Origin of the sequence: Congregibacter sp., from assembly GCF_965660375.1 — a bacterium.
In the GTDB taxonomy this organism is placed as follows: Bacteria; Pseudomonadota; Gammaproteobacteria; order Pseudomonadales; family Halieaceae; genus Congregibacter.
The window spans coordinates 1-3439 of sequence record NZ_CBFHZO010000077.1 but is presented as its reverse complement, the minus strand read 5'-3'; the positions used below and the strand labels follow the sequence as shown (position 1 = coordinate 3439).

Annotated in this window: 4 protein-coding genes; 2 read left to right on the top strand and 2 right to left on the bottom strand. The window is 60.2% G+C overall.

The annotated features are described in order from the left end of the window. Positions 1-71 precede the first annotated feature (71 nt). Both rplI and dnaB read left to right on the top strand, forming a co-directional pair. Positions 72-521, top strand: a complete 450-nt coding sequence (gene rplI / locus ACTG3T_RS06815) for a 50S ribosomal protein L9 (RefSeq protein WP_439101513.1) — start codon at positions 72-74, stop codon at positions 519-521. Between the two features lie 143 nt (positions 522-664). Continuing rightward, positions 665-2104 carry a replicative DNA helicase gene (dnaB, locus tag ACTG3T_RS06810; RefSeq protein WP_439101512.1) on the top strand — a complete coding sequence of 480 codons (1440 nt, stop codon included), beginning with the start codon at positions 665-667 and terminating at the stop codon, positions 2102-2104. A gap of 9 nt (positions 2105-2113) precedes the next feature. Here dnaB and ACTG3T_RS06805 read toward each other — a convergent pair whose 3' ends face one another. Both ACTG3T_RS06805 and ACTG3T_RS06800 read right to left on the bottom strand, forming a co-directional pair. After that, complete coding sequence (locus ACTG3T_RS06805) at positions 2114-3118, bottom strand: polysaccharide deacetylase family protein (RefSeq protein ID WP_439101511.1); 1005 nt, start codon at positions 3116-3118, stop codon at positions 2114-2116. Positions 3119-3127: 9 nt separating this feature from the next. Next, positions 3128-3439: hypothetical protein (locus ACTG3T_RS06800; protein ID WP_439101510.1), on the bottom strand; the 312-nt coding region annotated here is incomplete at its 5' end.

Genomic DNA, 3439 nt, shown 5'->3' with positions numbered 1-3439 from the left:
GACGACAAAAAAGATTAATTCGCACTACTGAGATAGCAGTGCTTAAGAGCACTGATACAGAGGACCAAACCATGGACATTATTCTGCTGGAAAACATCGGCAACCTCGGCGGCCTGGGTGACAAAGTTACCGTTAAGGCTGGCTATGGCCGTAACTTTCTGATCCCTCAGGGCAAAGCGGTGCCCGCGACCGATGCTAACGTGAAAGAGTTTGAAGCGCGTCGCGCTGAACTAGAGCGCGCAGCGGCGGAGGCACTCACAGCGGCCGAGAAACGAGCGGAAGCGCTCGCGGCACTGGACATGATCACCATCGAGGCCAATGCCGGTGAAGAGGGTAAGCTGTTCGGATCTATCGGCACCCGCGATATTGCTGATGCCGTGACTGCGGCGGGCTGTGAGATCGACAAAGCGGAAGTTCGATTGCCGGAAGGTGCGCTTCGTGAAACGGGTGAATACAGCATTGCGATTCAGGTTCACCCTGATGTAATGACCGACGTCACCCTGGCTGTCGTTCCTGAGTAACTGCCGCCGGAGCGATAGCTTCGGGCTCCGGTACTTCTAGAATCAGGACCTCCCGAATAAAACGCGGCTTTCGGGCCGCGTTTGCTTTTTACCTTTCGTAATTTGGGCTACTCTGGACGGCCCTGCGCCGGCAAGGCCCGCTGATGGCAGAAAGTAGCCCACAACAACCCCAATACCCCCGGGGCGCACAACAATCCCAGTCCAACCGTCCCTACGACGGGGATGTCGCCCGCATCAAGCTCCAGCCGCAGTCCATTGAAGCCGAGCAGTCCGTTATCGGCGGTCTGATGATCTCCCAGGATGCCTGGGACAGCGTCGCCGAGATGGTAAGTCCTGAAGACTTTTACCGACCCGATCACCGGCTGATCTTTCGTCAGATACGCCACCTCGCCGAAGCTGCGCAGCCCGTTGATGTGGTGACTCTTGCCGATCAGCTGCAACTCAGCGGTGAGCTGGATGCCGCAGGGGGGCACGCCTACCTGTCGGAGCTTGCCGAGAACACGCCCAGTGCTTCGAATATTCGTGCCTATGCCCAGGTGGTGCGCGAGCGCTCGGCGCTCAGGAGTCTCATCGAGGCAGCCCAGGAAATTGCCGATAGCGGTTTTACTCCCGAAGGTCGAAGCTCCGCGGAGCTCATCGATGAGGCCGAGCGTCTCATCATGCAGATCGGGGAGCAGGGCCCGAAAGCTGGGGGACCCCAGGAGGTGGGCGCGCTGCTCACGGAGACGGTGCAACGCATCGAGGAGCTCTGCAACAGCGGCGGCGATATTACGGGGTTGACCACGGGGTATATCGATCTTGACAAGTACACGTCGGGTCTACAAAAGTCTGATCTGGTGATAGTGGCCGGACGCCCTTCCATGGGTAAAACCGCCTTTGCCATGAACCTTGTGGAGAACGCGATCCTCGCACAATCGGATCCGGTGCTGGTGTTTTCCATGGAGATGCCCGCCGAGGCCCTGATGATGCGTCTGCTGTCATCGATTGGTCGTATCGACCAGACGCTGGTGCGGACGGGGCGTTTGGATCAGGCCGGCTGGGAGAGCCTGTCTGGCGCCGTCGGAAAGCTGAAGAACACCGGGCTGCTCATTGACGACACGCCGGCTTTGACGCCCACGGAGGTTCGCAGCCGCGCCCGACGGGTAAAGCGCGAACATGGCAACATCGCCATGATCATGATCGACTATATGCAGCTTATGCAGGTTGCCGGAGCTTCCGAAGGACGCACCGCGGAGATTTCGGAGATTTCGCGGAGTCTCAAGGCCATCGCCAAGGAGTTTCGCTGCCCTGTGGTTGCCCTGTCCCAGCTCAACCGTTCGCTGGAACAGCGTCCCAACAAGCGACCGGTGAATTCAGATCTACGGGAGTCCGGCGCCATCGAGCAGGACGCGGATGTGATTATGTTTATCTATCGTGATGAGGTTTATAACCCCGACTCCGCAGATAAAGGCACCGCGGAGATCATCATCGGCAAACAGCGAAACGGCCCCATCGGTACCTGTCGCCTCGCGTTCTTTGGCGAATACACCCGCTTTGAAAATCTCGCCCGGGGCGCGTCGGGCGGTTACTCCGACGGGTACTGACTCTAGGAGTCAATCCATGTCAGCCTGAGCTCGCACATAGCGTGCGGCCTCTTCGTGGGTAGCAAACCATACGTCACCCTTGGCCTTGATGTGCTCGATGAGTCCCTCCAGGGCCACGATGCGCGAGCGGTGGCCGCTGACATGAGGGTGCAGGGTGAGAAGGAACAGCGTGCCTTCCTCCCAGGCCTTGTCAAATTCATCAATCCACACCTGCATGATGTCCCGGGGGTTCATATAGCGGTTGCCCAGGGGATTCATCAGGGGCGCATCGTCCAGAATCCAGTCCACGGGCAGTTCTACCAGGCCCGTGGGCTCTCCGTCCTGCACCAGTTCGTAGGGCCGATCGTCGTGCATGAGCGAGCTCTCGTAGAGGAAGCCCATCTCCCGGACGGTGGAGAGCGTGGCGGGACTGTGGTTCCACGACGGCGCGCGGTAGCCCACGGGACGCTGACCGCTGATCTCCTCGATGGTATCCATCGCCTGCGCGAGCAGCCGCGCTTCCGTGGCCGCATCCAGGCGGGTGTTCCGTTCATGGATCCAGCCGTGGACAGCAATTTCATGGTCGCCCGAAGCGTTGATCAGGGCGGCCTGCTCCGGCGCAATTTTCAGGCTCCAGGCGGGAAAGAAAAAGGTCGAGGGAATGGCTTCGTCATCCATAAGTTTGACGATGCGCGGCAGTGCCACGCGGTGACCGTACTGGCCCTGAGACAACGGACCAATGCTCACGTCTCCGGTGCGTAGACCCATGACCGTCTCGTTATCCACGTCATAGGACAGAAGCACCGCCACCCGGGCTCCACCGGGCCACTGCTCCGGTGTGAGATCTTTCCCCGCCCGCACCTGATTCACCGCATTGAAGACGGTCTCGTCAGACCAGTTCCATGGGGTTGCCGGATTTTCGCCGTCGGGAATGGCTTGGGCGAACGCGAAGCCGCAGGCCAGACCTGTCAGAGCACCCAGGCAGAAGCGCGCGAGGGCGGCTCCGCGACGAAAAGAATGATGGACGTTCAGCATGCGGGGTTCCTATAAGTCGTTGTCGTTTTTCAGGCGTTGCAGCTGCGCAAGCGCTGCTTCCCCTTCCAGTGCCGTCGAAGCCAGGCGGTTTTTTTCGGGTTCCGGCACCGGGGGTATTTCCTTTCCCGAGAGCAGCGTTGCACAGCGGTTTTGGTAATGGCGCTTAAATAGCGGCCAGCTTTGGGCCTCGGTGCTGGTGGCCAGCTGTTGCCAGCCGCTGTCCCGGCCGGCCCAGTAAACCGCCGGGTGTGACCATTGCTTGTGCTCCGGCGGAGAGCCGGCGTTGCAGGCCTCCAGGTAGGCGGATCTGGCCGCCGGGAG